The organism is Lyngbya aestuarii BL J (genome assembly GCF_000478195.2).
Classification (GTDB): Bacteria; Cyanobacteriota; Cyanobacteriia; order Cyanobacteriales; family Microcoleaceae; genus Capilliphycus; species Capilliphycus aestuarii.
Genome location: NZ_AUZM01000229.1, coordinates 1 through 1,173, shown reverse-complemented (window position 1 = coordinate 1,173; position 1,173 = coordinate 1). Strand labels below are relative to the sequence as shown.

Annotated in this window: 1 protein-coding gene; it reads right to left on the bottom strand. The window is 33.2% G+C overall.

All coding sequences use genetic code 11. From position 1 onward, the window contains the following. On the bottom strand, positions 1-1,173 hold a 1,173-nt coding region (locus M595_RS31405; RefSeq protein WP_023069876.1), incomplete at both ends, for a beta strand repeat-containing protein.

Sequence of the window (1,173 nt, the reverse complement as noted above, 5' to 3'; positions counted from 1 at the left end):
TAAATTATTACCTGTTCCTGAGATTGGACTATTATTAAAATCAATATTGCCATTATTACTATTAATGATAACATCAGTATTAAGTTCAGTTCCACCCGTTGCTTGAGTAAAGTTAATACTCTCGTTTGTTGTGAGATTACCGTTAAGGGTTGTTATTCCTGTGGTTTGAATATCGAGTAAATTCAGACTCTCATTGTCTCCGAATGTACTCAAGATAATATTACCATTACCCGCACTCAGTTGTAAATTAAAATTACCATCAACTGTTCCATTTCCAAAATTAATAATTCCATTTCCAAAACTTGTATCAATCTGAACGTCATTGGTTAAAACCACATTTGTTGCATTTTCAAAGGTAATTCCATCAGTTCCACTGATTGTAATATTACCGCCTAAATTCGTTAATCCACTGGTGTTAATGGATAAAAGATTTAAAGGAATATTATTTCCGACTGTTCCCAATGTAATATTACCCGTTCCCGCATTGAGTTCCAAGTTATAATTACCATTAATGGTAGCATTATTAAAGTTTATGCTTCCATTTCCTAAAGTTGTATTGATAATTACATCATTAATTAAAACAATATTGGTCGCATTTTCAAAGGTAATCCCATCAACGCCACTGAGATTAATATTTCCGCCTAAATTCGTTTGACCGTCGGTGTTAATCAATAAAGAATTTAGAGGAATATTAGTTCCTACTCTGTTGAAAGTAATGTTACCACTTCCGGCGTTAAGAATGAGTTGGTTTTCAGGTTCGGTGGCTTCAATTGGAACACCTGAAAAGTTAATATTTCCATTTCCGCTATTGGTTTGCAGTGTTACTGAACTCTCCGCAATATTAACAGTTGATGCACCCGTAAAATCTAGATTATTAATCGTAAAAATATCGCCAAATAAATCAACGATATTGGCGTTACTAATCGTTAATTCTCCTAATTCATTACCTGTTTGACCAACATTATCAAGTGAAATATTCCCTGATGTATCTAGAGTTAAGTTATTTCCGGTGCCAGTGATTGGACTGTTTTCAAACAAAATATTTCCGGTGTTGCTATTAATTAGCACATCAGCATTAAGTTGTGTTCCACCTGTAGCTTGAGTGAAATCAATATTATTATTAATTGTGAGATTACCATTGAGAGTGGTTAAGCCAGATGTATTAATAGTTAA